The organism is Enterobacter cloacae (assembly GCF_013375935.1).
Classification (GTDB): Bacteria; Pseudomonadota; Gammaproteobacteria; order Enterobacterales; family Enterobacteriaceae; genus Enterobacter; species Enterobacter pasteurii.
In genome coordinates, this window is the sequence record NZ_CP056117.1 from 647,587 (window position 1) to 672,731 (window position 25,145).

The 25,145-nt window shown below is 57.8% G+C and carries 25 protein-coding genes; 21 read left to right on the top strand and 4 right to left on the bottom strand.

All coding sequences use genetic code 11. The features are described from left to right. Nucleotides 1–596: 596 nt before the first annotated feature. Complete coding sequence (kdgT, locus tag HWQ14_RS03010) at nt 597–1,589, top strand: 2-keto-3-deoxygluconate transporter (protein ID WP_148422285.1); 993 nt, start codon at nt 597–599, stop codon at nt 1,587–1,589. Between the two features lie 35 nt (nt 1,590–1,624). Here the strand turns inward: kdgT and HWQ14_RS03015 are convergent, their stop codons facing one another. Both HWQ14_RS03015 and crfC read right to left on the bottom strand, forming a co-directional pair. Further along, a complete protein-coding gene (locus HWQ14_RS03015) occupies nt 1,625–2,503 on the bottom strand; it encodes a diguanylate cyclase regulator RdcB family protein (RefSeq protein WP_176608928.1) in 879 nt (292 codons plus the stop codon). Then, nucleotides 2,500–4,854, bottom strand: a complete 2,355-nt coding sequence (gene crfC, locus HWQ14_RS03020; protein ID WP_176608929.1) for a clamp-binding protein CrfC — start codon at nt 4,852–4,854, stop codon at nt 2,500–2,502. The genes HWQ14_RS03015 and crfC overlap by 4 nt, the downstream gene beginning before the upstream one ends. Nucleotides 4,855–5,441: 587 nt before the next feature. Between crfC and HWQ14_RS03025 the strand changes: the two genes are divergently transcribed. The 16 genes from HWQ14_RS03025 (at nt 5,442) to phnP (ending at nt 17,257) form a co-directional block, all read left to right on the top strand. Further along, nucleotides 5,442–5,777, top strand: coding sequence for a zinc ribbon domain-containing protein YjdM (locus tag HWQ14_RS03025; protein WP_148422145.1), 336 nt, complete (start codon nt 5,442–5,444; stop codon nt 5,775–5,777). 80 nt (nt 5,778–5,857) lie between these two features. Beyond that, nucleotides 5,858–6,310, top strand: a complete 453-nt coding sequence (gene yjdN / locus HWQ14_RS03030; RefSeq protein ID WP_148422147.1) for a VOC family metalloprotein YjdN — start codon at nt 5,858–5,860, stop codon at nt 6,308–6,310. A 164-nt stretch (nt 6,311–6,474) separates the two neighbouring features. Beyond that, nucleotides 6,475–7,263 carry a phosphonate ABC transporter ATP-binding protein gene (phnC, locus tag HWQ14_RS03035; protein ID WP_176608930.1) on the top strand — a complete coding sequence of 263 codons (789 nt, stop codon included), beginning with the start codon at nt 6,475–6,477 and terminating at the stop codon, nt 7,261–7,263. A gap of 23 nt (nt 7,264–7,286) precedes the next feature. Continuing rightward, nucleotides 7,287–8,303, top strand: a complete 1,017-nt coding sequence (phnD, locus tag HWQ14_RS03040) for a phosphonate ABC transporter substrate-binding protein (protein WP_176608931.1) — start codon at nt 7,287–7,289, stop codon at nt 8,301–8,303. 127 nt (nt 8,304–8,430) lie between these two features. Then, nucleotides 8,431–9,210: a phosphonate ABC transporter, permease protein PhnE gene (phnE, locus tag HWQ14_RS03045; protein ID WP_032646912.1), complete on the top strand. Its 780-nt coding sequence runs from the start codon at nt 8,431–8,433 to the stop codon at nt 9,208–9,210. Between the two features lie 20 nt (nt 9,211–9,230). Next, a complete protein-coding gene (gene phnF / locus HWQ14_RS03050) occupies nt 9,231–9,956 on the top strand; it encodes a phosphonate metabolism transcriptional regulator PhnF (protein WP_176608932.1) in 726 nt (241 codons plus the stop codon). After that, complete coding sequence (gene phnG, locus HWQ14_RS03055; protein WP_176608933.1) at nt 9,957–10,409, top strand: phosphonate C-P lyase system protein PhnG; 453 nt, start codon at nt 9,957–9,959, stop codon at nt 10,407–10,409. Continuing rightward, nucleotides 10,406–10,990: a phosphonate C-P lyase system protein PhnH gene (gene phnH / locus HWQ14_RS03060; RefSeq protein WP_176608934.1), complete on the top strand. Its 585-nt coding sequence runs from the start codon at nt 10,406–10,408 to the stop codon at nt 10,988–10,990. The genes phnG and phnH overlap by 4 nt, the downstream gene beginning before the upstream one ends. After that, the gene (locus HWQ14_RS03065; RefSeq protein ID WP_176608935.1) at nt 10,990–12,054 is read left to right on the top strand and encodes a carbon-phosphorus lyase complex subunit PhnI; all 1,065 of its coding nucleotides are present in this window, start codon (nt 10,990–10,992) and stop codon (nt 12,052–12,054) included. Before phnH ends, HWQ14_RS03065 begins: the two co-directional genes overlap by 1 nt. Further along, nucleotides 12,047–12,892, top strand: a complete 846-nt coding sequence (gene phnJ, locus HWQ14_RS03070; protein ID WP_176608936.1) for an alpha-D-ribose 1-methylphosphonate 5-phosphate C-P-lyase PhnJ — start codon at nt 12,047–12,049, stop codon at nt 12,890–12,892. Before HWQ14_RS03065 ends, phnJ begins: the two co-directional genes overlap by 8 nt. After that, nucleotides 12,889–13,644: a phosphonate C-P lyase system protein PhnK gene (gene phnK / locus HWQ14_RS03075; protein ID WP_148422159.1), complete on the top strand. Its 756-nt coding sequence runs from the start codon at nt 12,889–12,891 to the stop codon at nt 13,642–13,644. The genes phnJ and phnK overlap by 4 nt, the downstream gene beginning before the upstream one ends. Before the next feature lie 56 nt (nt 13,645–13,700). After that, nucleotides 13,701–14,381: a phosphonate C-P lyase system protein PhnL gene (gene phnL / locus HWQ14_RS03080; protein ID WP_176611145.1), complete on the top strand. Its 681-nt coding sequence runs from the start codon at nt 13,701–13,703 to the stop codon at nt 14,379–14,381. Beyond that, entirely contained in the window at nt 14,378–15,514 is a 1,137-nt protein-coding gene (gene phnM / locus HWQ14_RS03085) for an alpha-D-ribose 1-methylphosphonate 5-triphosphate diphosphatase (RefSeq protein WP_148422160.1), read from the top strand. Before phnL ends, phnM begins: the two co-directional genes overlap by 4 nt. Next, entirely contained in the window at nt 15,511–16,062 is a 552-nt protein-coding gene (gene phnN / locus HWQ14_RS03090; RefSeq protein ID WP_148422162.1) for a ribose 1,5-bisphosphokinase, read from the top strand. The genes phnM and phnN overlap by 4 nt, the downstream gene beginning before the upstream one ends. Further along, a complete protein-coding gene (gene phnO, locus HWQ14_RS03095) occupies nt 16,055–16,489 on the top strand; it encodes an aminoalkylphosphonate N-acetyltransferase (protein WP_148422165.1) in 435 nt (144 codons plus the stop codon). Before phnN ends, phnO begins: the two co-directional genes overlap by 8 nt. Nucleotides 16,490–16,498: 9 nt before the next feature. Next, nucleotides 16,499–17,257: a phosphonate metabolism protein PhnP gene (gene phnP, locus HWQ14_RS03100; RefSeq protein ID WP_148422167.1), complete on the top strand. Its 759-nt coding sequence runs from the start codon at nt 16,499–16,501 to the stop codon at nt 17,255–17,257. 40 nt (nt 17,258–17,297) lie between these two features. Here the strand turns inward: phnP and yjdP are convergent, their stop codons facing one another. Then, complete coding sequence (gene yjdP / locus HWQ14_RS03105) at nt 17,298–17,621, bottom strand: DDRRRQL repeat protein YjdP (protein ID WP_148422169.1); 324 nt, start codon at nt 17,619–17,621, stop codon at nt 17,298–17,300. 292 nt (nt 17,622–17,913) lie between these two features. On the opposite strand from yjdP, the gene fdhF reads away from it, so the two are divergent. The 3 genes from fdhF (at nt 17,914) to HWQ14_RS03120 (ending at nt 21,330) form a co-directional block, all read left to right on the top strand. After that, nucleotides 17,914–20,061, top strand: a complete 2,148-nt coding sequence (gene fdhF, locus HWQ14_RS03110) for a formate dehydrogenase subunit alpha (RefSeq protein ID WP_176608937.1) — start codon at nt 17,914–17,916, stop codon at nt 20,059–20,061. Between the two features lie 320 nt (nt 20,062–20,381). Further along, nucleotides 20,382–20,534 carry a Hok/Gef family protein gene (locus tag HWQ14_RS03115; RefSeq protein WP_176608938.1) on the top strand — a complete coding sequence of 51 codons (153 nt, stop codon included), beginning with the start codon at nt 20,382–20,384 and terminating at the stop codon, nt 20,532–20,534. A 121-nt stretch (nt 20,535–20,655) separates the two neighbouring features. After that, nucleotides 20,656–21,330 carry a tetratricopeptide repeat protein gene (locus tag HWQ14_RS03120; protein ID WP_176608939.1) on the top strand — a complete coding sequence of 225 codons (675 nt, stop codon included), beginning with the start codon at nt 20,656–20,658 and terminating at the stop codon, nt 21,328–21,330. Between the two features lie 53 nt (nt 21,331–21,383). Here HWQ14_RS03120 and gltP read toward each other — a convergent pair whose 3' ends face one another. After that, complete coding sequence (gene gltP, locus HWQ14_RS03125) at nt 21,384–22,697, bottom strand: glutamate/aspartate:proton symporter GltP (RefSeq protein ID WP_148422177.1); 1,314 nt, start codon at nt 22,695–22,697, stop codon at nt 21,384–21,386. Nucleotides 22,698–23,120: 423 nt separating this feature from the next. On the opposite strand from gltP, the gene acs reads away from it, so the two are divergent. Continuing rightward, the gene (gene acs, locus HWQ14_RS03130) at nt 23,121–25,079 is read left to right on the top strand and encodes an acetate--CoA ligase (RefSeq protein WP_176608940.1); all 1,959 of its coding nucleotides are present in this window, start codon (nt 23,121–23,123) and stop codon (nt 25,077–25,079) included. Nucleotides 25,080–25,145 lie beyond the last annotated feature (66 nt).

A 25,145-nucleotide genomic window follows, 5' to 3' on the forward strand; every position in this document is an offset into this window, starting at 1 on the left:
TGAACCAGGGATCCGCTCCATGCGAATCTCCTTATTCAAGCGTAGCAGGTTTACTTACATTGACGTTTTACGTCGATACAACCGAACCTGTTGACGCCTGTCTGGGCAGCTAATGACCTTTTTACCCTACCAGCGTTTATATATGTGATCAACTTCACATATATTTTTCGCGTTCGTAAAGTGGCTTCAGCTTTTGTCAATTCCCGAGAATTAAGGTCATTCGCAATCTCCTTCACGAAGAGATCTTCACGGGCGTTATTATTCCTTTCAAAACCAAAAACAATCACATTTCTTCACATCGAATTTACACAAAATTTAATAATTAACAGCGGGAAACGCGGTTTACATTGAATATGTGACGAAGATAACTAAAACACTGTTTTATTTTCATTGAATCACAATTCCAAAGATCGCATCATAAATCCGAACACGATTTCTCAACGGCTTTCAAGCGAAGGCTGAATGAAAGCCAGTATTTCGCTTTACAGCATAAGTGACCAATTAACTGGCCTGTCCATAAGCCAATTAGTTGAATTTATTGAGCTATTTTTTTAAAGCTTTCCGCCAGCCAAGCGGGCGAGATGTGAGGGTTAATGATGAAGATTAAAGCAACAATAGAACGCATCCCTGGTGGGATGATGCTGGTCCCGCTGGTACTTGGTGCGATATTAAATACGCTGGCTCCGAATACCGGCGCTTATTTTGGTGGTTTTACAAAAGGAATGATTACCGGAACGGTACCGATTCTGGCCGTCTGGTTCTTTTGCATCGGCGCGTCTATTAACTTACGTGCAACAGGTACGGTATTACGTAAATCGGGGACGCTGGTTATTACTAAAATAGCGGTCGCCTGGGTTGTTGCCATGGTCTGCGCGATGTTCATTCCGGAGAATGGGATCCAGACCGGATTCTTCGCCGGGTTATCCGTTCTGGCGATTGTCTCAGCGATGGATATGACCAACGGCGGTCTGTATGCCAGCCTGATGAATCAATACGGCACCAAAGAAGAGTCGGGCGCGTTCGTGCTGATGTCCCTGGAGTCGGGTCCGTTGATGACCATGCTGATCCTGGGCTCTGCGGGCCTCGCCTCCTTTGAACCTCACCACTTTGTCGGCGCAATTCTGCCATTCCTGATCGGCTTCGCGCTGGGTAACCTCGATCACGATCTGCGCGATTTCTTCAGCAAAGCTACGCCGGTGCTGATCCCATTCTTCGGTTTCGCGCTGGGCAATACCATCAACCTGAACGTGATCCTGGAAACCGGCCTGCTGGGCATTGTGCTGGGTGTGGCAGTTATCATCATCACGGGTATTCCGCTGATTATTGCAGACCGCGTAATCGGGGGTGGCAACGGAACGGCAGGCGTGGCCGCCTCGTCAGCAGCGGGCGCAGCGGTAGCCAACCCGGTGATTATTGCCCAGATTAACCCGGCCTTCGAACCGGTTGCGGCCTCCGCCACAGCTCTGGTTGCCGCCAGCGTGATTGTGACCGCAATTCTGGTGCCGATCATCACGGCGCTGTACGCCAGACGCTTTGGACAGGTTCCGGAGACTCAGGCAGAACCAAAAGCGGTAGAAATGCACCACTGATCCTGTCGCCCCCCTCTTCCCAACGAGGGGGCATCTCACGCGCCAAAAATCTCCTCCACCATGCCATCTACCAGCCGTTTTGCCGAACAGAGCCTCGGCATACCCAACGCAACCGTCTGCCAGCTCTGCGTCACCGACCAGCACAGCGGGTGGTTATCCGCCTGACACCAGTCCCCCAGCCAGCCCAGCATGTCTTTATAATCCGTCAGATCGGGAGAAGCGGGCGTCGTCAGCCATTGATGATAAAAATGGCGGGTCGTGGGAGAGGCATTAATCCCCTGCGCCAGATAGTTAGCCGCCATGCTGCGCAGGTTATCCTTAAGCATTGCCGCCACATCGTGATTTGCCAGGCGGCAGGCATCGCCAAAGGCGCCCCAGCGCAGCTCCTCCAGGACAATATAGCAGCGGCCAGCCAGCGACCAGCCGTCATACTGCCTGGCCCGCCAGCGGGTAAAGATTTGCTCGCTGTGCTCCCCTGCCTGAACCATCAGGCCGCGCTGGGCAAGCGCTTTCTCTTTATAGGCGGCACGCTGGCTGAAATGAGCGGAGAGCGCCTCGCACTGCTGTAACACTCCGGGAGACTGAGGAAGGCGTGGATTAGCCTGCTGGCGCAGGGCTACCAGCCTGTCGGTCATACGGGTCAGCGCCAGGTGCCCGGGATCGAGCATACCGGCCAGCTTCTCCGCCAGCCCCATCCGTAATGCTGCATTTTCGTTGAGCATTCCCGCCATGGCCCACGCCCGCAGCCGGGCGTGCAAAATGATTTCCTGCGTCAAACGCTCACGAAACTGCAGCTGCTGTGGCCCGGAGAGGGAATGACGCGCAGCATCCACCCCCTGCACCAGATCGACCATAAATTTGGGATGAATACACTCCAGCGTCCGCCCGGGACCGTCCAGTAGCCGTGTTGTCATGGTTGCTCTGCCGCGAATAAGGTTTGAATGTCATCGCGTAACAGTCGGGTATCTTCCTGAATCCACGCCGCTGTGGTCATACTTTGCTTCAGCTGCTGGCTAAGCGCCCGGGTTGAACGCTCATTTTGCTGCCGCACGGCAAGGCTATCACGCAAGCTTTCCTGTAAACCGGTCAGGCATAACGAAAATTCCGCAAAGAACGTTGCCATACCCGCCGTAACAGAAACATCGACCTGCGCAGCCAAAGCTTTACGGATTTGATCGCAAAACCGATCGGTATGCTGCGTAAAGTTGTCATGAAGCTGAGCGATGTTGATGACGTATCGTGTGCGGGTCGCCACATATTCCTCCCAGCCCCAGGACGGATTATTGAGCCAGCGCGAGACGGTCTCCCGCATGCTGCCCGTCCCTGAAGGCCGATCGGCTGGAGGGGTGTCCCGCACAATGGCATCATTAAACAGCCCGCGCGTATTGAAATTAAGCTGGTTCGCCTGAAACGCCGGAAAGCTGATCCGCGCCCGAAAACCGGCATGGCTGAGCTGTTCTTTAATTCGCGTCTCGATGGGGCGTATGGCCTCGTTCAGAGAGCGGGCCAGCGTGGACTCCAGCTGATCGAAGCGTAGCGCCAGCTCCCGGCTAATCCTGCTCTGCGCATCCAGCACGATCGGTTCGCATGACGATCTGATCTTATTCAGCAAAATCTGCGCCTGCCCTTCATCTTCAAGCACCAGCTGCTGGATCCCGTCCGCGTCGTCAGCATGCGCGCAGGCTGACTCACGTCCTGCTAAATCAAGAAGATAAGGACGGCTAAAAATGTCGCCTAGCGCCTGCCGAAGCGCTTCTTTCTGGCGAAGCAGGAACGCATCCGCTGCGTTGAGGGCTTCTTCGACTTCATGCTGCACCTCATCGCTTACCGCGCTCTGCCGCTGCCTGAGCATCGCCATATCCTCTTCCAGACGGGCAATATTCAGCTCCAGTTCGTCAAAGGCGACGGTCAGCCCCTGATGGCGAAAGTCCAGGTACTCTCGGGCGTTTTGCGCGTAATTAAGCAGCTTATGCGAAGCCGAACGCAGCGCGAACAGCGAGGCGTTGGCGTAAGCCGCGTAAATCAGCCTGCGGATCGGTTGCTCAAACAGCGAATCTTCCCACAGCAGATCTGCCGCGTGGCGAATATGGTCGATATCGTCCAGATCCGCCGTTCGCCAGCGTCGGCCCAGCGCGGCCTCGGCAAAATCCTGTACCCAGCGCTGATCCTGATGATCGGGAAGCCGCCCGTGGGCGTTTATCTCATAGCGGGCGCGGTTCGCCAGATAGGCCCACATGGATGAAACGGGATAAATCTGCCCGGGCGAAATATTCCCCTTCATCAGCGTGCCGGAGATCATCGCCCGCACCTGCTCAGCATCATCGCTGTTACGATCTTTCTGATCGAACTTATTGACCAGGGCATAAAGCGGCACGGATTTTCCCGCCGCCGAAACCGCCTGACGAACCTCTGCGTCCGAAATGGATTTGAGCTGGGTATAGTCCATTACCGCCAGCACGGCGGAGGCGCGCGCCAGCTGCTCGCTGAGCATTTTTTGCAGATGCGGCTGACCGGCCTCGTTCGGCCCCGGCGTGTCGAGCAGCGTCAGCTGGCCAAGGTGCGCATCCAGTCCGGCGAGGTGCACAAACTCCACCTCAATCACCGGAATATTTTCAATCGCCGCATACTCGGAAAACGGAAACTCCACGCCCAGCGCCTGGGAAAGGCGCACCAGATCGTTCAGGCTTTTCAGGCAGTGAAAGATAGGCTCTGCGCCCAGATGATGTTTTTCAAACGCCTCGCCTTTTTCGATGCGCGCCAGCAGCGTGTTCATGTCCTTGTCTATTTCCAGACGCCGCGCCAGCTTGCCGCGATCTTTATCGGACAATTTTTTCTGCAGCTGAGAAATCAGGATATCAATGGGCGCAACGTGTAAAAAATGGAGAACCGGCTCCTTCTGGCCCGGCGTATGGCGGATTAGCGTGGGAAGCGCCGTCATCGGACGATTGCGATTGGGCAGCACCTCGGTGCCCACAATGGCATTGATGGTGGTCGATTTCCCCGCTTTCATGGTGCCAACAATCGCCAGCACCATTTCGAGGCGGGTTATTTTGCGTAATTCATTATTCAGCATCGCCTGCTGCGCATCGACGCCACGCGCGCTGAAATGTAATGGCAAAACGTTGTTATTAATGCCGCTCATCGCAGCGGCTGTACTATCCAGCTTAGCTATCGGTATTGATTTTAATGAAGCAAGATTGTTCAGCGCGAGCTGCAACAAACGTTCGGCTTCCTGGCTTAATTCAAATATGGTCTGTGTGTGCATGATAAAAGCCTTTCCTTAACGCAAATTTATTACTTTTATTAAGCCACTTTTTTTAATTATGCTTTTTAGGCTTATATGACCACGTATGGAAAACATGTTCATTTAATACAACGTACTGAAGGCAATGGAAATTTAATTCCCATTGTTGTAACGCGTGTTAAGCATCCCCTGGCCAGAAAGCCAAAAGTGAATAGACAGAGCTCATTTTCAGAAAACTTCAGGATATATCACCGTTATTTACCCACCAAAAAAGAGAGGTATTCCCCGTCACCAAAAGATGTATAGGTTAAGAGAAGATGGATAAATAACGGCTTGTGGCTTCACCTTATCCGAAATGACACAGCGTAGCAATTTGCTGTAATAAAATATTCGATATCGTTAGCATCATTACCATCGCTGCCGTTAGGGGCTTAAGCGTCCCTTCAATGACTGACGATACCTCTCACCCGGCAGCATTGATACGCTATTTTTATAAGATAATATCACCGACAAAAGTGGGGATTTGCGCTATACTCGCTGCCTTTTTCGGCATCCTGCCGTCATTTGCTGGCATTTTCCAGCGTGTTAACACTTTTGAGGATACCAACATGCAACTTCCACACTGCCCGAAATGCAATTCTGAATACACCTATGAAGACAATGGCATGTTCATTTGCCCGGAATGCGCCCATGAATGGAATGATGCGGAGCCTGCACCGGACAGCGATACGCTGATTGTGAAAGACGCAAACGGCAACCTGCTGGCAGACGGCGACAGCGTTACCGTAGTAAAAGATCTGAAGGTTAAAGGCAGTTCTTCCATGCTGAAGATTGGTACCAAAGTGAAAAACATCCGTCTGGTGGAAGGCGATCATAATATCGACTGCAAAATTGACGGCTTTGGACCAATGAAGCTGAAATCTGAATTTGTGAAAAAGAACTGATTTATCCGCCCGGTCGCGCTTCGCTCACCGGGCTGACGGATACTACACTTAACGGGCTTCTCTTACCTGAGGTAATGATTATGCCCTTAAGTCCCTACGTCTCCTTCGCCGGCAACTGTGCAGAAGCCACCGCCTTCTACCAGCAGGCCGTCGGCGCAGAGCTTCTCTATAAAATCACCTTCGGTGAAATGCCAAAAGACGAAAACAGCGATGAAGGCTGCCCGTCGGGCATGAACTTCCCGGACTCCGCCATCGCCCACTCTAACGTTCGCATTGCCGGCAGCGATATCATGATGAGCGACGGGCTGCCGCCGGGCAGCAGCGCGCAGTATGCCGGATTCACGCTGGTGCTCGACACCCAGGACGTGTCGGAAGGCAAGCGCTGGTTCGACAACCTCGCCGATGGCGGCACTATCGAAATGGCCTGGCAGGAAACCTTCTGGGCGCACGGATTCGGCACAGTGACCGACAAATACGGCGTACCGTGGATGATTAACGTCGTTAAGCAACAGCAACCGTCCCAGGCCGGATAAGCGCTGCGCATCCGGCAACCGCGCCCGGTGACGCCTGGCTCACCGGGCCTGGCGTGGCTGTCATCAAACTCCGCACAACTCTTCAAATTCCCGCAACCAACACTTAACCCAAATGTCACATTGATGCGCCAGCATGAGGCCACATTTATCGTGAGGCCCAGCACATGCAAACTGTCATCCGCGTCGAGAAACTGAGCAAGACCTTCAATCACAACAGGGCGCTGCATGCCGTTGATCTGACCGTCCAGCAGGGCGAAATGGTAGCACTGCTGGGGCCGTCTGGTTCAGGTAAATCCACCCTTCTGCGCCACTTAAGCGGCCTCATCACCGGTGATAAAACGCCGGAAAGCCACGTTGAGCTGCTGGGTAACACCGTGCAGCGCGCGGGCCGCCTGGCGAGCGATATCCGTAAAAGCCGCGCCCGCACGGGCTGTATCTTCCAGCAGTTCAACCTGGTAAACCGCCTGACGGTGCTTGAGAACGTGCTGATTGGCGCGCTCGGCAGCACCCCGTTCTGGCGCACCTGCCTGCGCTGGTTCTCCCCGTCCCAGAAGCAAGACGCCTTAAGGGCGCTGACCCGCGTCGGCATGGCCCATTTCGCCCACCAGCGTGTTTCTACCCTGTCCGGTGGGCAACAGCAGCGTGTGGCCATTGCCCGCGCCCTGATGCAGAAAGCGAAAATCATTCTGGCCGATGAGCCTATCGCCTCGCTGGATCCGGAATCGGCCCGCATCGTGATGGAGACCCTGAGCGACATCAACAAGCACGACGGCATCACCGTGGTGGTAACGCTGCATCAGGTGGATTACGCCCTGCGCTACTGCGAGCGGATCGTTGCCCTGCGTCAGGGGCATGTCTTCTTCGATGGCGCCAGCCACCAGTTTGATAACGAACGTTTTGATCGTCTCTACCGCAGCGTAAACCGCGTCGAAGAGCGCGCGCAGGCTGCTTAACGTCCGCATAACGAGGAATGGAAATGAACTACAAAGCCGTTGCCGCGCTGGCCTTCACCAGCATGTTCAGCATCAGCACCCTGCTAAGCCCGGCGTACGCCGAGGAACAGGAAAAAGCGCTGAACTTCGGCATCATTTCGACGGAATCACAGCAAAACCTGAAGCCGCAGTGGGAACCGTTCCTGAAGGACATGGAAACCAAACTGGGGATCAAAGTGAACGCCTTCTTCGCCCCGGACTACGCGGGCATCATCCAGGGGATGCGCTTCAATAAAGTGGATATCGCCTGGTACGGCAACCTCTCCGCCATGGAAGCGGTGGACCGCGCCAACGGTCAGGTTTTTGCCCAGACCGTTGCGGCAGATGGCTCCCCGGGCTACTGGAGCGTGCTGATCGTTAACAAAGACAGCCCGATCAACAACCTCAACGACATGATCGCCAAACGCAAAGAGCTGACGTTTGGTAACGGCGACCCGAACTCGACGTCCGGCTTCCTCGTGCCGGGCTACTACGTCTTCGCGAAAAACAACATCTCCGCCAGCGATTTCAAACGCACGGTGAACGCCGGGCACGAAACCAACGCGCTGGCCGTGGCGAACGGGCAGGTAGACGTCGCCACCAACAACACCGAAAACCTCGACAAGCTGAAGACCTCCGCGCCGGACAAGCTGAAGGCGCTGAAGGTCATCTGGAAATCACCGCTGATCCCCGGCGACCCGATCGTGTGGCGCAAAAATCTCTCCGAAGGCACCAAGGACAAGGTCTACGACTTCTTCATGAACTACGGCAAAACGCCGGAAGAGAAAGGGGTTCTGGAGCGTCTGGGCTGGGCACCGTTCCGTGCCTCAAGCGATCTGCAGCTGGTCCCGATTCGCCAGCTGGCGCTGTTTAAACAGATGCAGGGCGTGAAGGATAACGCGGGTCTGAAGGAAGAGGAGAAGACCAGCAAAGTGTCGGAAATTAAGGCGCAGCTGGAAGATCTCGACCGTCTGACCGCCGCGCTGAGCGCCATGACCAGCGTGAATAAAGCGGTGCAGTAATGCTTTTCTACCCCTCACCCTAACCCTCTCCCCATAGGGGAGAGGGAACTGCCCGGTGCGGTTATTTCCCCCCTCGCCCCTTTGGGGAGAGGGTCGGGGTGAGGGGACATAAACCAACGGAGTTATCATGCAAACCATCACTCTCCCACCGCCAAAACGCAGCTGGTTTTCGCTCATAAGCTGGGCCATTCTGCTGGCGGTGCTCGTTATCTCCTGGAAGGGCGCGGAGATGGATCCGCTGCTGCTCTTCAAGGATTCCGGCAACATGGCCACCTTCGCCGCCGACTTCTTCCCGCCGGACTTCAGCCAGTGGCAGGACTACCTCGGTGAAATGGCGATCACGCTGCAAATCGCCGTCTGGGGCACCGCCCTCGCCGTGATCCTCTCCATTCCGTTTGGCCTGATGAGCGCCGAAAACATCGTGCCGTGGTGGGTATACCAGCCCATGCGCCGCCTGATGGACGCCTGCCGCGCCATCAACGAAATGGTCTTTGCAATGCTGTTCGTGGTGGCCGTCGGCCTCGGTCCGTTCGCGGGCGTGATGGCGCTGTTCATCCATACCACCGGCGTGCTCTCCAAGCTGCTCTCGGAAGCGGTCGAAGCCATCGAGCCCGGCCCGGTGGAAGGCATCCGCGCGACCGGTGCGAACAAAATCGAAGAGATCCTCTACGGCGTGCTGCCGCAGGTCATGCCGCTGCTCATCTCCTACTCCCTGTACCGCTTTGAGTCCAACGTCCGCTCCGCCACCGTTGTCGGCATGGTCGGCGCAGGCGGGATTGGCGTCACCCTGTGGGAAGCGATTCGCGGTTTCCAGTTCCAGCAAACCTGCGCGCTGATGGTGCTTATCATCGTCACCGTCAGCCTGCTGGATTTCCTTTCTCAACGTTTGCGTAAGCACTTCATCTGAGAAGCGAGGCTTTGTTTTATATGCACTTATCCAGACATCCGACCAGTTACCCCACCCGCTGGCAAGAGATTGCGGCAAAGCTCGAAGTGGAGCTGCGCACGCACTACCGCTGCGGTGACTACCTGCCCGCCGAGCAGCAGCTTGCCGACCGCTACGAGGTCAATCGTCATACCCTGCGCCGCGCCATCGACCAGCTGGTGGAGCGCGGCTGGGTGCAGCGTCGCCAGGGCGTGGGCGTGCTGGTGCTGATGCGCCCGTTTGACTATCCGCTCAACGCGCAGGCGCGCTTTAGCCAGAACCTGCTGGACCAGGGCAGCCATCCCACCAGCGAAAAGCTGCTCTCGGTACTGCGCCCGGCCTCCAGCCACGTGGCCGACGCGCTGGGGATCCAGGAGGGCGACAACGTCGTTCATCTGCGCACGTTGCGCCGGGTAAACGGCGTGGCGGTGTGCCAGATCGACCACTACTTCGCGGATCTTACCCTCTGGCCGGTGCTGCAACATTTTGCCAGCGGTTCCCTGCACGACTTCCTTCAGGACGCCACCGGCATTGCCCTCAAACGCACCCAGACGCGCATCAGCGCCCGCCGCGCGCAGGCGAAAGAGAGCAAGGTGCTGGAAATTCCCAACATGGCCCCGCTGCTCTGCGTGCGCACCCTCAACCACCGTGACGGCGACATCAACGCAACGGAATACTCCGTCAGCCTGACCCGCGCCGACATGATTGAATTTACCATGGAGCACTGAATGCACTTCGATACCGCCACCCGTCAGCGCTGGATGCGCGTGCTGGCCCACAGCCAGCCTGCCGCGCTGCACAGCCGCATGAAAACGCTCGGCCTGACGCCGGACTACGACACCATTCGCGCGCCGGAAATTGGCCTGGTACAAATTCAGGCGCGCATGGGCGGCACCGGCGAGCGCTTCTTCGCCGGTGACGCCACCCTTACCCGCGCGGCAATCCGCCTGCACAGCGGCACGCTGGGTTACAGCTATGTGCTCGGCCGCGATAAACCGCACGCCGAGCGCTGCGCGGTAATAGACGCGCTTTTACAGGAACAGCCGCATTTTCAGACGTTAATGGAAACCCTTATTGCCCCGCTGGAAGCCGACCGCGCCGCACGCATTGCCGCGCGTCAGGCCGAGGTAAACACCAGCCGGGTCGACTTCTTTACGCTCGTTCGCGGAGATAACGCATGACGCTTCAACCTGCTTTTACCCTTGCCGTTCAGGATGCCCAACAGAGTTTTCGTCGTCTGCTGAAGGCCATGAGCGAGCCCGGGGTGATCGTTTCGCTGCACCAGCTTTCGCAGGGCTGGCTACCGCTGAACCTCGCCTCCACCAGCGTGCTGCTGACCCTGGCCGACAACGACACCCCGGTGTGGCTGTCGGGCGCGTTACTGAACGATATCGCCAGCCAGAACCTGCGTTTTCACACCAGCGCACCGCTGGTCGATCGGCCCCAGCAGGCGGTCTTTGCCGTGGCCGACGAGCAAATCAGCCATGAGCAGCTGAATGCCCTGAGCGAAGGCAGTGCCGTCGCCCCTGAAACCAGCGCCACGCTGATTTTGCAGGTCTCCAGCCTGAGCGGCGGGCGCATGCTGCGCCTGACCGGTGCAGGTATTGCCGACGAACGCATGGTCGCGCCACGTCTGCCGGAGTGCATTATTCACGAGCTGACCGAGCGCCCGCATCCGTTCCCGCTGGGCATTGACCTGATCCTGACCTGCGGCGAGCGCCTGCTGGCGATCCCGCGGACCACTCACGTGGAGGTGTGCTGATGTACGTAGCCGTCAAAGGAGGCGAGAAGGCGATCGCCGCCGCCCATGCATTGCAGGAGCACAGACGACGGGGTGATGAACAGCTTCCCGAGCTCAGCGTCGCCCAGATTGAGCAGCAGCTAAACCTGGCCGTCGACCGGGTGATGACCGAAGGCGGCGTGGCCGACCGCGAGCTTGCAGCGCTGGCGCTGAAGCAGGCCAGCGGCGATAACGTCGAAGCCATCTTTCTGCTGCGCGCCTGGCGCACCACCGTTCCCCGCCTTGCCGTCAGCGAGCCGGTGAACACGGCGGAGATGCGCCTGGAGCGCCGCATTTCTGCCGTTTATAAAGATATTCCCGGCGGCCAGCTGCTTGGCCCGACTTATGACTATACCCATCGCCTGCTGGACTTCACCCTGCTGGCGAACGGCGAAGCCCCAACGCTCAGCACGTCAGACGCCGGGCAGGAACCGTCTCCGCACGTCTTCAGCCTGCTGGCAAACCAGGGGCTGGCGAAGGCGGAAGAAGATACGGGCGCACAGCCCGACGACATCACCCGCACGCCGCCGGTTTACCCCTGCTCGCGCTCGTCCCGCCTGCAGCAGCTGATGCGCGGCGACGAAGGCTACCTGCTGGCGCTCGCCTACTCTACCCAGCGCGGCTACGGGCGCAACCACCCGTTCGCGGCGGAGATCCGCAGCGGCTATATCGACGTTGAAATCGTGCCGGAAGAGCTGGGTTTTGCGGTGAACGTCGGCGAACTGCTGATGACCGAGTGCGAAATGGTCAACGGCTTTGTCGCGCCAGAAGATGAAGATCCGCATTTTACCCGCGGCTACGGCCTGGTGTTTGGCCTCGGCGAACGCAAGGCGATGGCAATGGCGCTGGTTGACCGCGCCCTGCAGGCGCCGGACTACGGCGAACATGTCTCCGGCCCGGCGCAGGACGAGGAGTTCGTGCTGGCCCACGCGGATAACGTCGAGGCCGCGGGCTTTGTCTCGCACCTCAAGCTGCCGCACTACGTCGATTTCCAGGCCGAACTGGAACTGCTGAAACGCCTGCAACGGGAGCGCGCCAATGGCTAACTTAAGCGGCTACAACTTTGCCTATCTGGATGAGCAAACCAAACGCATGATCCGCCGCGCCATCTTAAAAGCGGTCGCGATCCCCGGCTATCAGGTGCCGTTCGGCGGCCGTGAAATGCCGATGCCCTACGGCTGGGGGACGGGCGGCATCCAGCTTACCGCCAGCGTCATTGGCGAGGCGGACGTGCTGAAGGTCATCGACCAGGGCGCGGACGACACCACCAACGCCGTATCGATCCGCAACTTCTTTAAGCGCGTAACGGGGGTGAACACCACCGAAAAAACCGAAGACGCGACGCTGATCCAGACCCGGCACCGCATCCCGGAGACCCCGCTGACGGAAGATCAGATTTTGATTTTCCAGGTGCCGATCCCGGAGCCGCTGCGCTTTATCGAGCCGCGCGAAACCGAAACCCGCACCATGCACGCGCTGGAGGAGTACGGGATCATGCAGGTCAAGCTCTATGAAGATATCGCCCGCTTCGGCAACATCGCCACCACCTACGCCTATCCGGTGAAGGTGAACGGTCGCTACGTGATGGACCCGTCGCCGATCCCGAAATTCGATAACCCGAAGATGGACATGATGCCCGCCCTGCAGCTCTTTGGCGCCGGACGCGAAAAACGCATCTACGCCGTCCCGCCCTGGACGCGCGTCGAAAGCCTGGATTTTGACGATCACCCGTTTACGGTGCAGGAGTGGGACGAGCCGTGCGCCATCTGCGGCTCGACGCACAGCTATCTGGATGAAGTGGTGCTGGACGACACGGGCAAACGGATGTTTGTCTGCTCCGACACCGATTACTGCCGCCAACAGAGCGAGGCGAACGCCCAATGAAACCGCTGCTTTCGGTTAATAACCTGACCCATCTTTATGCGCCGGGAAAAGGCTTCAGCGACGTGTCGTTTGAGCTGTGGCCGGGCGAAGTGCTGGGCATTGTCGGCGAGTCCGGCTCCGGCAAAACCACCCTGCTGAAGTCTATCTCCGCGCGCCTGACGCCGCAGAACGGCGACATTTTGTATGAAGGCAGGTCGCTGTACGGCATGAGCGAAGCCGAGCGCCGCCGCCTGCTGCGCACCGAGTGGGGCGTGGTGCACCAGCACCCGATGGACGGCCTGCGCCGTCAGGTATCGGCGGGAGGCAACATCGGCGAACGGCTGATGGCCACCGGCGCGCGCCACTACGGCAGCATTCGCGCTACGGCGCAGCGCTGGCTTGAAGAGGTTGAGATCCCCGCCTCGCGCATCGACGACCTGCCCACCACCTTCTCCGGCGGCATGCAGCAGCGTTTACAGATCGCCCGCAACCTGGTCACTCATCCGAAGCTGGTGTTTATGGATGAGCCCACCGGTGGGCTGGACGTCTCGGTGCAGGCGCGCCTGCTCGACCTGCTGCGCGGTCTGGTGGTGGAGCTGAACCTTGCCGTGGTGATTGTCACCCACGATCTGGGCGTTGCGCGCCTGCTGGCGGACCGCCTGCTGGTGATGAAGCAGGGCCAGGTGGTGGAAAGTGGGCTAACCGACCGCGTGCTCGACGATCCTCATCATCCGTATACCCAGCTGCTGGTGTCATCTGTTTTGCAGAACTGATGCTCATTCGCCGGGTGGCGCTGCGCTTACCCGGCAAGTCGATTCGCGAGGCCAAAATGATTCACGTTGAAAATGTCAGTAAAACCTTTGTGCTCCATCAGCAAAACGGCGTGCGCCTGCCGGTGCTGCAAAACGCCTCTCTGGACGTCAGCAAGGGCGAATGCGTGGTGCTGCACGGCCACTCCGGCAGCGGCAAATCCACCCTGCTGCGCTCCCTGTATGCCAACTATCTGCCGGACGAAGGCCATATCCGCATACGCCATAACGAAGAGTGGGTCGATCTGGTGCAGGCTCCGGCGCGCAAGGTGCTGGAAGTGCGCCGCTCGACGATCGGCTGGGTCAGCCAGTTTCTGCGGGTGATCCCGCGGATCTCCGCCCTGGACGTGGTGATGCAGCCCCTGCTTGATCTCGGCGTGCCGCGGGAAACCTGCGTCGCCAAAGCGTCCAGCCTGCTCGCGCGCCTCAACGTGCCGGAGCGCCTGTGGCACCTTGCCCCGTCGACCTTTTCCGGCGGCGAGCAGCAGCGCGTGAACATCGCGCGCGGCTTTGTCGTCGACTACCCGATTCTGCTGCTGGATGAACCCACCGCCTCGCTCGATGATAAAAACAGCGCGGCAGTGGTTGAGCTGATCGAACAGGCCAAAGCGCGCGGGGCGGCGATCGTCGGGATCTTCCACGACGACGCCGTACGCAACCGCGTGGCGGACAGGCTGCATCCGATGGGGGAAAACGCATGATTATCAATAACGTCAGGCTGGTGCTGGAAAACGAGGTTGTGGAGGGTTCGGTCGACGTCCGGGACGGCGTCATCCGCTCGTTTGCCGAAACCCAGAGCCGCTCCCCCGAGGCGATGAACGGCGAAGGCGGCTGGCTGCTGCCGGGGCTGATCGAACTGCATACCGATAATCTCGATAAATTCTTCACTCCACGCCCGAAGGTGGACTGGCCTGCCCATTCGGCGATGAGCAGCCACGACGCGCTGATGGTCGCCAGCGGCATCACTACCGTACTGGATGCGGTAGCGATTGGCGACGTGCGCGACGGCGGCGATCGCCTGGAGAATCTGGAGAAGATGATTAACGCCGTGGAAGAGACGCAAAAACGCGGCCTCAACCGCGCCGAGCACCGTCTGCACCTGCGCTGCGAATTGCCGCACCACACCACCCTGCCGCTGTTTGAAAAACTGGTTGGCCGCGATCCGGTCTCGCTGGTCTCGCTGATGGATCACTCGCCGGGGCAGCGCCAGTTCGCCAACATAGAGAAATATCGGGAATACTATCAGGGCAAATACGCCCTCAGCGATGCGGAGATGGCGCGCTACGAAGAGGAGCAGCTTCAGCTTGCGGCGCGGTGGTCGCAGCCGAACCGACTTTCGATTGCCGCAATGTGCCGTGACCGCAACATCGCGCTGGCCAGCCATGACGACGCCACGCACGACCACGTGCGTGAATCCCACCAGCTTGGCAGCGTCATAGCCGAATTTCCCACCACCTTCGAGGCGGCAGAAGCCTCGCGTAAGCACGGTATGAACGTGCTGATGGGCGCGCCGAACGTCGTGCGCGGCGGTTCGCACTCCGGCAATGTGGCGGCAAGTTCGCTCGCCTCCCTCGGCCTGCTGGATATCCTCTCTTCCGATTACTACCCCGCCAGCCTGCTGGATGCGGCCTTCCGCGTGGCGGACGACGAGGAGAACAGCTTCACCCTGCCGCAGGCGATTCGCCTGGTGACGAAAAACCCGGCCACCGCGCTTCACCTTCACGATCGCGGTGAAATCGCCGAAGGCAAGCGGGCCGATCTGGTGCTGGCCCACCGTAAGGGCGAACACGTTCATATCGACCACGTCTGGCGTCAGGGAAAAAGGGTGTTTTGATGGGAAGATTAATCTGGCTAATGGGCCCGTCCGGCTCCGGTAAAGACAGCCTGCTGTCGGCGCTACGGCAGCGGGAACATTCACAGCTGCTGGTGGCGCACCGCTACATTACGCGCGCCGCTAACGCCGGAAGCGAGAACCATATCGCCCTGAGCGAGCAGGAGTTTTTTACCCGCGCCGGGCAAAACCTGCTGGCGCTCAGCTGGCACGCCAACGGCTTTTACTATGGCGTGGGCATTGAGATCGATCTCTGGCTGCACGCGGGGTTCGACGTGCTGGTTAACGGCTCGCGGGCGCATCTCCCGCAGGCTCGCGCCCGATACGAAACGGCGCTGCTGCCGATCTGTTTACAGGTTTCTCCGGACGTTTTGCGCAGCAGGCTGCAAAACCGGGGACGCGAGAACGCGCGCGAGATAGACGAGCGGCTGGCGCGCGCGGCGCGCTACGCCCCGTCCGGGTGTCACGTCCTCAATAACGACGGAAGTTTGCTACAGTCAGTCGAGACCTTTCTATCCCTTATCCGCCAGAAGGAGAGACAGCATGCCTGACTGCCAGCTTCGCCCCGCCTCGGCCGAGGATGCACAGAGCGTTTACGCCCTTATCTGCGAGCTTAAGCAGTGTGAATTCGATCGCCAGGCGTTTCACGCCGGATTTCTTGCCAACCTTCAGGATCACAATATGCGCTACCAGCTTGCCGAGCTGGACGGGCAGGTCATCGGCATGATCGGCCTGCACATGCAGTTTCACCTGCACCACGCCCGCTGGATCGGCGAGATCCAGGAGCTGGTCGTGATGCCGCAGGCGCGCGGGCTGAAGGTGGGCAGTCAGCTGCTCGCCTGGGCAGAAGATTTCGCGCGACAGGCCGGCGCCGAGCTGACCGAGCTCTCCACCAGCGTGAAGCGCGTGGACGCGCATCGTTTTTACGTTCGTGAAGGGTACACGCAAAGCCATTTCCGATTCACCAAACCGCTGTAGAGGTGCGCCATGAGTCTGACGATCGCGTTAACGGGTACCGGAGGCGCGCAGCTGGTGCCGGTTTTTGGCTGCGACTGCGCGGCGTGCCGCCGGGCGCGTTTGCAGGAGAATTATCGTCGTCGCCCCTGCAGCGCGGCCGTTAAGTTCAACGATGCGGTCACCTTGCTTGACGCGGGGATCCCGCACCTGATGGACGACTGGCCCGCGGGCAGCTTCCAGCAGTTTTTGCTTACCCATTATCATATGGATCACGTTCAGGGGCTGTTCCCCCTGCGCTGGGGCGTGGGCGCGACGATCCCGGTCTACGGGCCGCCTGACGACGCAGGCTGCGACGACCTGTTTAAACATCCTGGCCTACTGGATTTCAGCCACACGGTCGAGCCGTTTGTGACGTTTGAGCTACAGGGTCTGCGGGTCACGCCGCTGCCGCTCAACCATTCAAAGCTTACCTTTGGTTATCTGCTGGAGTCTGCCCACAGCCGGGTGGCGTGGCTTTCGGATACCGCCGGCCTGCCGGATAAAACGGTGAAGTTCCTGCTCAACAACCAGCCGCAGGCGATGATTATCGACTGTAGCCATGAACCTCGCCCGGAGACGCCGCGCAACCATTGCGATTTAAACACCGTGATTGCGCTGAACGAGGTGATTGGCTGTCCGCAGGTGATCCTGACGCATATCAGCCATCAGTTTGACGTGTGGATGATGGATAACCCGCTGCCGGACGGCATCGAAGCGGGATATGACGGCATGGTACTGGTGCTGGACTAAGCGATTTCCCTCTCCTGCGGGAGAGGGCATCAGGCAGCCCCTACCACCGTTCGTAATCCTCTTCCAGCCTGCGTTCATCCTCTTCTAGCCGACGTCGGTCATCATCCAGTTGGCGCTGGCGTTCGTCCAGGCGGCGGCGCCTGTCTTCGAGCTGTCGGCGGCGATCGTCGTACTGCCGGCTGTCGGTTTGACGGCTGCGATCGTAACGATCGTCATCATCGTCATTACGGCTGCTGCCGGGGTTATAGGCGTCGTTGATCGCCTGCTGAATATTGCCAATGGCATCATCAATCACATCGGCATGCGCCAGCTGGCTGGTTAAAGTCAGCAGACCCCATAGCAGGGCGGTAGAGTAACGTTTCATAAGGCCAGACTCGCAGGTGAACTGGCCTTAAGGTAATGACTGGCTACTGGCTGGTGTAGCGGAGGAATCTCAAATTATCATCACCTGAGCAGCGCCGCTCAGGCTTGCCGAAGGTTTATTCAACCCCCGTCACCTCCCCCTGCCCTTTCGACACGTCAATTTTGACGATTGCCTGTTTTTCGTCAGGGTTTTGCCCGACAAAGGGTCGTAAAGTCAGGAAATACCCACAACAAAAACATGGCATAGAAGCTGCATAATGGGCAGGTAAGAACTGTTTAACTGGAGCAAAGTGATGAAAAAAGTCGTCACGGTTTGCCCTTATTGTGCCTCAGGTTGCAAGATCCACCTGGTGGTCGATAACGGCAAAATCGTCCGGGCGGAAGCGGCGCAGGGTAAAACCAATCAGGGCACGCTGTGCCTGAAAGGATACTACGGCTGGGATTTTATTAACGATACCCAAATCCTCACGCCACGCCTGAAAACCCCTATGATCCGCCGCGAGCGCGGCGGCAAGCTGGAAGCCGTCTCCTGGGATGAGGCGCTGGATTACGTCGCCTCGCGCCTCAGCGCTATTAAGGCCAAGTATGGACCCGATGCGATTCAGACTACCGGCTCCTCCCGCGGAACCGGGAATGAAACCAACTATGTAATGCAAAAATTCGCGCGCGCCGTTATTGGTACCAATAACGTTGACTGCTGCGCTCGCGTCTGACACGGCCCATCGGTTGCAGGTCTGCACCAGTCGGTCGGTAACGGCGCAATGAGTAATGCCATTAATGAGATTGATAACACCGATCTGGTGTTTATCTTTGGCTATAACCCGGCGGATTCTCACCCCATCGTTGCGAACCACGTGATTCGCGCCAAACAGAACGGGGCGAAAATTATCGTCTGCGATCCGCGCAAAATCGAAACCGCGCGCATTGCCGATATGCACATCGCACTGAAAAACGGCTCGAATATCGCGCTGCTGAATGCGATGGGGCACGTCATTATTGAGGAGAGCCTGTACGACCAGGCGTTTGTTGCAAGCCGTACGGAAGGGTTTGAGGAGTACCGGAAAATCGTCGAAGGCTATACGCCGGAGTCGGTGGAAGCGATAACCGGGGTAAGCGCGCAGGAGATCCGCCAGGCGGCACGTATGTATGCCGGGGCCAAAACCGCCGCCATCCTCTGGGGTATGGGCGTGACCCAGTTCTATCAGGGCGTGGAAACCGTGCGCTCGCTGACCAGCCTCGCCATGCTGACCGGCAATCTGGGTAAAGCGCATACGGGCGTGAACCCGGTGCGTGGCCAGAATAACGTGCAGGGTGCGTGCGATATGGGTGCGCTGCCGGATACCTATCCAGGCTATCAGTACGTAAAATTCCCGGAAAACCGCGAGAAGTTTGCGAAGGCCTGGGGCGTGGAGAGCCTGCCGGAACATACCGGATATCGCATCAGCGAGCTGCCGCACCGTGCGGCGCATGGTGAAGTGCGTGCGGCGTACATCATGGGTGAAGATCCGCTCCAGACCGACGCCGAGCTGTCCGCGGTGCGCAAAGGCTTTGAGGATCTGGAGCTGGTCATCGTCCAGGATATCTTTATGACCAAAACCGCGGCGGCGGCGGATGTGATTTTACCGTCGACCTCCTGGGGCGAGCATGAAGGTGTCTATACGGCGGCAGACCGCGGCTTCCAGCGCTTCTTTAAGGCGGTTGAGCCGAAATGGGATCTGAAAACCGACTGGCAAATCATCAGCGAAATCGCCACCCGCATGGGCTACCCGATGCACTACAACAATACCCAGGAGATCTGGGACGAGCTGCGTCATCTTTGCCCGGACTTCTACGGTGCTACCTATGAAAAAATGGGTGAGCTGGGCTACATCCAGTGGCCGTGCCGGGACGAGTCGGAGGACGATCGGGGAACGTCTTATCTCTTTGAGGAGAAATTCGATACCCCGAACGGGCTGGCGCAGTTCTTCACCTGCGACTGGGTCGCGCCGATCGATAAACTCACCGATGAGTATCCGATGGTGCTCTCCACCGTGCGCGAAGTGGGCCACTACTCCTGTCGTTCGATGACCGGTAACTGTGCCGCGCTGGCGGCGCTGGCGGACGAACCGGGCTACGCGCAAATCAACACCGCCGACGCCGAGCGGCTCGGTATTGAGGATGAAGCGCTGGTGTGGGTGAACTCCCGTAAGGGCCGCATCATTACCCGCGCGCAGGTTAGCGACCGTCCGAACAAAGGCGCGGTGTATATGACCTACCAGTGGTGGATTGGCGCCTGTAACGAACTGGTGACGGAGAACTTAAGCCCGATAACCAAAACGCCGGAGTATAAGTACTGCGCCGTAAACGTGGAGCCCATAGCGGATCAGCGCGCTGCGGAACAGTATGTGATCGACGAATATAACAAGCTGAAAGCCCGCCTGCGTGAAAGCGCAATGGGATGACGCTGTTAATTATTCAATGAATAAATGGGGTGAAAGATTCACCCCATTATTATTTCTGACATAACTATTAATAATATCTATAAATATCTCTGAAGGCGTCTCGCAGAAAAATGTAATTCACAAGAAAATGAATTACATCTTTGCATTTTGATTCAGGCAGATAAGATATGCGGCGGGTGCTTAAGGCTTTCTGTCTTGAGCATGGTTGAGGGACAGAAGGTGGAAAGCCCCGGGAAATCGTCATTTACCCGAGGCTACCCCTCAACTACCAACAGGTTGAAAGTAGCCTCTTATTCTATTTTTCACAAGGAGTAAAAGGCATGACGCCATTAAAATCTGCGTTAGGCATCGTCTTTATTATTTGCCTGACGATAGTGGTATTTACCTTTATTACTCGCGGCAAGCTATGCGAGTTTTCAATTAAGGGTGAACATCGGGAGGTGGCGGCGAAATTAGCCTGCAACGCAGGCTAACCTCTTCGGGCGGAGCGACGGTTCCGCCCGGCTTGTAGGATGCTGAGGTCTTAACGCACCCGTTTTTTTCTTCTGTCACCACGACTATACTGCGCGGCATGTACCCAGATGATAAGAATCCATGAAATCCATTTTTTTGTTGTTGTTATTTTTTATCGCTTTTGCCCACGCCGACGAGATTGGCAGCCAGTATAAAAAGCAGGCTGAAGCCGGCGATGCGCGCGCGCAGTATTATCTCGCTGACACCTGGTTCAGCTCCGGCGATAGCGCGCAGGCGGCACGGTGGGCAGAAAAAGCGGCAAAAGGCGGCGACGTCGACGCCATGGCGCTGCTGTCGCAAATCCTCTTTACGCAGGGCGACTATGCGCAGGCTAAAGCCCTGGCCCAGCAGGCGAACATTGCCGGCAGCAAACGCGGCGCAATCATGCTGGCGCGGTTGCTGGTGAACACGCAGGCGGGCAGTACCGATTACCCACAGGCCATCAGGCTGCTGCAAACGGCTACCGAAGACATCGATAGCGACTCGGCGGTAGACGCGCAGCTGCTGCTGGGGCTGATTTATGCCAACGGTGTAGAAGTGGCGCAGGATGACGTGCAGGCCGCGTCGTGGTTCAAGCGGAGTTCAGCCCTGTCACGCACGGGCTATGCGGAGTACTGGGCAGGAATGCTGTTCAGGCAGGGCGAGAAAGGCTTTATCGCGCCGAATAAACAGAAAGCGCTCTACTGGTTGAACCTGAGCTGTACCGAGGGGTTTGATACGGGGTGCGAGGAGTTTGATGCGCTGAGCGGGGAGTAGAACCCCCTCACCCTGCCCCTCTCCCCACTGGGGAGAGGGAAGGATACGTTACATCACTGGTCAGCCGTCTTATCAAAACGGCCCAGCACGTCGCGTTCATACGCGAGCGCTTTTTTACGGTCGAACTTGTGTTCCCACTTGGAGATAACCAACACCGCGAGCGCATTGCCCACCACGTTCAGCGCGGTACGCGCCATATCGAGGATACGGTCCACACCGGCGATAAACGCCAGGCCTTCCAGCGGAATACCGACGCTGCCCAGCGTTGCCAGCAGCACCACGAACGAGACGCCCGGCACGCCTGCGATACCCTTTGAGGTCACCATCAGGGTCAACACCAGCACGATTTCCTGCCACAGCGACAGGTCAATGCCGTACAGCTGAGCGATGAAGATTGCCGCAATACTCTGATACAGCGTTGAACCATCCAGGTTGAAGGAGTAACCGGTCGGTACAACGAAGCTGGTAATGGAGGCCGGCGCACCGTAGGCCTCCATCTTCTCAATGATACGCGGCAGCACGCTCTCGGAGCTTGCCGTGGAGTACGCCAGAATCAGCTCATCTTTCAGAATGCGGATCAGGATCCAGATACTGAGCCCGCACAGACGCGCCACAATCCCCAGCACCACCAGCGCGAAGAACAGGATCGCGAAGTGCACCAGAATCACCAGCTTCGCCAGCGGCCACAGGGAAGCAAAGCCGAAGTTCGCCACGGTCACGGCGATCAGCGCAAAGACCCCGACCGGAGCATAGCGCATCACCATGTGGGTCACTTTGAACATGGTTTCAGAGATAGAGCGGAACACGGTTACCAGCGGTTCACGGTGCGTCGCCGGGAGTGAAGAGAGTCCCAGACCGAAGAGAACCGAGAAGAAGATGATCGGCAGCATCTCGCCCTTCGCCATCGATGCCACGATGTTGGTCGGAACCAGCGACAGGATCGTGCCCATCAGACCGTGCGCATGGCTCTGCACGTCGGCGGTGGTGCTTTGATATTTCGAAATATCCACCGTCGCCAGCTGCGACATATCGATCCCGGAACCTGGCTGGAACACGTTCGCCAGGGTAATGCCGAGAATGATGGCAACCGTAGTGATCACTTCGAAATAGATAATTGTTTTTGCACCGATGCGGCCCAGCTGTTTCGCATCACCCACTCCGGCGATACCGACCACCAGCGTCGAGATCACAATCGGTACAACGATCATCTTGATCAGATGAATAAAGATATCGCCCGCCGGCGAGAGAAGGTTCGCAATCAGCCACTCGCGGCTGTCACTATGATAATGGAGATAACTGCCCAGCAAGATGCCCAGCACAAGGGCCAGCAGGATCTGCCAGGCCAGGCTGACTTTCAAATTTTTCATAGAAACTGACTTCCTCAATGAAATCTCCGCACCATCAAAACTGCATGAATATGGAGACATACTGAAAGGGTATGAATTGTGTTGCGTTGGTTTATGGGATTTTTTAACGCGGCGTATGAGTATCATTTGCACGGCATGCTGCGCAAGCCTTAAAAAACAAGGCATTTCACTGCAAAAAGGGTCAATGACGGTAATTTATAACAATACGCATAAATAACCGTTTGTTATACAAACTATTTTCACTTCAAAAAAGTGAATAATTCTTCAGTTGAATTATTTCCCTTCAAAGTTTCATTCGCTCAATTTTCATACTATTCAAACATTGCGTGATCTGTCGCCCAAATACTAAACAAAGCTTGTAAAGCCCCTACTATTAACGTTTTTGCGACATATTATTAACATCTTACAAGGAGAAAAAAAGCCATGAGCCAAATACACAAACACGACATTCCCGCAAACATTGCGGACCGTTGCCTGATCAACCCGGAGCAGTACCACGAGAAATATCAGCAATCCGTATCCAGCCCTGACGCATTCTGGGGTGAGCAGGGCCATATCCTCGACTGGATCAAACCTTATCAGAAGGTAAAGAACACCTCCTTCGCGCCGGGCAACGTCTCCATTAAATGGTATGAAGACGGCACGCTGAACCTGGCGGCGAACTGCCTGGACCGCCACCTGGCGGAACGCGGCAACGAAACGGCTATTATCTGGGAAGGCGACGATGCCTCTCAGAGCAAACATATCTCCTATAAAGAGCTGCACCGCGACGTGTGCCGCTTCGCCAACGTCCTGCTGGCCCAGGGCATTAAAAAGGGCGACGTGGTGGCTATCTATATGCCAATGGTGCCGGAAGCCGCAGTGGCGATGCTGGCCTGCGCGCGCATTGGCGCCATCCACTCCGTTATCTTCGGCGGCTTTTCACCGGAAGCGGTTGCCGGACGCATCGTTGACTCGAACTCGAAGCTGGTGATCACCGCTGACGAAGGCGTGCGCGCCGGGCGCGGTATCCCGCTGAAGAAAAACGTCGACGACGCGCTGAAAAACCCGAGCGTAAAATCCGTCACGAACGTCATTGTGCTTAAGCGCACCGGCGGCAAAATCGACTGGAACGAGGGGCGCGACCTGTGGTGGAGCGACCTGATTGAAAACGCCAGCGACCAGCACCAGCCGGAAGAGATGAACGCGGAAGATCCGCTGTTTATCCTTTATACCTCCGGCTCCACCGGCAAGCCAAAAGGCGTCCTCCATACCACCGGCGGCTATCTGGTTTACGCGGCCACGACCTTTAAATACGTTTTCGACTACCATCCGGGCGACATCTACTGGTGCACCGCCGACGTGGGCTGGGTCACCGGTCACAGCTACCTGCTGTACGGTCCGCTGGCCTGCGGCGCAACGACGCTTATGTTTGAAGGCGTACCGAACTGGCCGACCCCGGCGCGTATGTGCCAGGTGGTGGATAAGCACCAGGTCAACATTCTCTACACCGCGCCGACGGCCATCCGCGCGCTGATGGCGGAAGGCGACAAGGCCATCGAAGGCACCGATCGCTCATCCCTGCGTATTCTCGGATCCGTAGGCGAGCCTATCAACCCGGAAGCCTGGGAGTGGTACTGGAAGAAAATCGGCAACGAGAAGTGCCCGGTGATGGACACCTGGTGGCAGACCGAAACCGGCGGCTTCATGATCGCCCCAATGCCCGGCGCTACGCGGCTGAAAGCCGGCTCCGCAACTCAGCCGTTCTTTGGCGTGCAGCCTGCGCTGGTGGATAACGAAGGCAACCCGCAGGAAGGCGCTACCGAAGGCAACCTGGTGATCGTCGACTCCTGGCCGGGACAGGCGCGTACCCTGTTCGGCGATCATGAGCGCTTCGAACAGACCTACTTCTCCACCTTTAAAAACATGCACTTCAGCGGCGACGGCGCGCGCCGTGATGAAGACGGATATTACTGGATCACCGGGCGCGTGGACGACGTGCTTAACGTCTCCGGCCACCGTCTCGGCACGGCAGAGATTGAATCGGCGCTGGTGTCACATCCGAAAATCGCCGAAGCGGCGGTTGTTGGCATTCCGCACAACATTAAGGGCCAGGCGATTTACGCCTACGTTACCCTGAACCACGGCGAAGAGCCGTCTCCAGAGCTGTATACCGAGGTGCGTAACTGGGTGCGTAAGGAGATCGGCCCGCTTGCCACGCCGGACGTACTGCACTGGACGGACTCCTTACCAAAAACCCGTTCCGGCAAAATTATGCGCCGAATCCTGCGCAAAATCGCGGCTGGAGACACCAGTAACCTCGGCGACACCTCGACGCTTGCCGATCCTGGCGTGGTGGACAAACTGCTCGAAGAGAAGCAGGCCATCGCAATGCCATCGTAATCTTTTCTCCCTCTCCCTGTGGGAGAGGGCCGGGGTGAGGGCATCAGACCGCACCTTCCTCCCTTC

Coding starts and splice junctions, on each gene's coding strand:
- phnK (WP_148422159.1), top strand. CDS start 12,889: ATGAAACCGCTGCTTTCGGTTAATAACCTGACCCATCTTTATGCGCCG.
- phnJ (WP_176608936.1), top strand. CDS start 12,047: ATGGCTAACTTAAGCGGCTACAACTTTGCCTATCTGGATGAGCAAACC.
- HWQ14_RS03120 (WP_176608939.1), top strand. CDS start 20,656: ATGAAATCCATTTTTTTGTTGTTGTTATTTTTTATCGCTTTTGCCCAC.
- yjdN (WP_148422147.1), top strand. CDS start 5,858: ATGCCCTTAAGTCCCTACGTCTCCTTCGCCGGCAACTGTGCAGAAGCC.
- phnO (WP_148422165.1), top strand. CDS start 16,055: ATGCCTGACTGCCAGCTTCGCCCCGCCTCGGCCGAGGATGCACAGAGC.
- phnP (WP_148422167.1), top strand. CDS start 16,499: ATGAGTCTGACGATCGCGTTAACGGGTACCGGAGGCGCGCAGCTGGTG.
- kdgT (WP_148422285.1), top strand. CDS start 597: ATGAAGATTAAAGCAACAATAGAACGCATCCCTGGTGGGATGATGCTG.
- yjdP (WP_148422169.1), bottom strand. CDS start 17,621: ATGAAACGTTACTCTACCGCCCTGCTATGGGGTCTGCTGACTTTAACC.
- gltP (WP_148422177.1), bottom strand. CDS start 22,697: ATGAAAAATTTGAAAGTCAGCCTGGCCTGGCAGATCCTGCTGGCCCTT.
- phnE (WP_032646912.1), top strand. CDS start 8,431: ATGCAAACCATCACTCTCCCACCGCCAAAACGCAGCTGGTTTTCGCTC.
- HWQ14_RS03115 (WP_176608938.1), top strand. CDS start 20,382: ATGACGCCATTAAAATCTGCGTTAGGCATCGTCTTTATTATTTGCCTG.
- crfC (WP_176608929.1), bottom strand. CDS start 4,854: ATGCACACACAGACCATATTTGAATTAAGCCAGGAAGCCGAACGTTTG.
- phnH (WP_176608934.1), top strand. CDS start 10,406: ATGACGCTTCAACCTGCTTTTACCCTTGCCGTTCAGGATGCCCAACAG.
- phnC (WP_176608930.1), top strand. CDS start 6,475: ATGCAAACTGTCATCCGCGTCGAGAAACTGAGCAAGACCTTCAATCAC.
- phnL (WP_176611145.1), top strand. CDS start 13,701: ATGATTCACGTTGAAAATGTCAGTAAAACCTTTGTGCTCCATCAGCAA.
- phnM (WP_148422160.1), top strand. CDS start 14,378: ATGATTATCAATAACGTCAGGCTGGTGCTGGAAAACGAGGTTGTGGAG.
- phnD (WP_176608931.1), top strand. CDS start 7,287: ATGAACTACAAAGCCGTTGCCGCGCTGGCCTTCACCAGCATGTTCAGC.
- phnG (WP_176608933.1), top strand. CDS start 9,957: ATGCACTTCGATACCGCCACCCGTCAGCGCTGGATGCGCGTGCTGGCC.
- HWQ14_RS03015 (WP_176608928.1), bottom strand. CDS start 2,503: ATGACAACACGGCTACTGGACGGTCCCGGGCGGACGCTGGAGTGTATT.
- HWQ14_RS03025 (WP_148422145.1), top strand. CDS start 5,442: ATGCAACTTCCACACTGCCCGAAATGCAATTCTGAATACACCTATGAA.
- acs (WP_176608940.1), top strand. CDS start 23,121: ATGAGCCAAATACACAAACACGACATTCCCGCAAACATTGCGGACCGT.
- phnF (WP_176608932.1), top strand. CDS start 9,231: ATGCACTTATCCAGACATCCGACCAGTTACCCCACCCGCTGGCAAGAG.
- HWQ14_RS03065 (WP_176608935.1), top strand. CDS start 10,990: ATGTACGTAGCCGTCAAAGGAGGCGAGAAGGCGATCGCCGCCGCCCAT.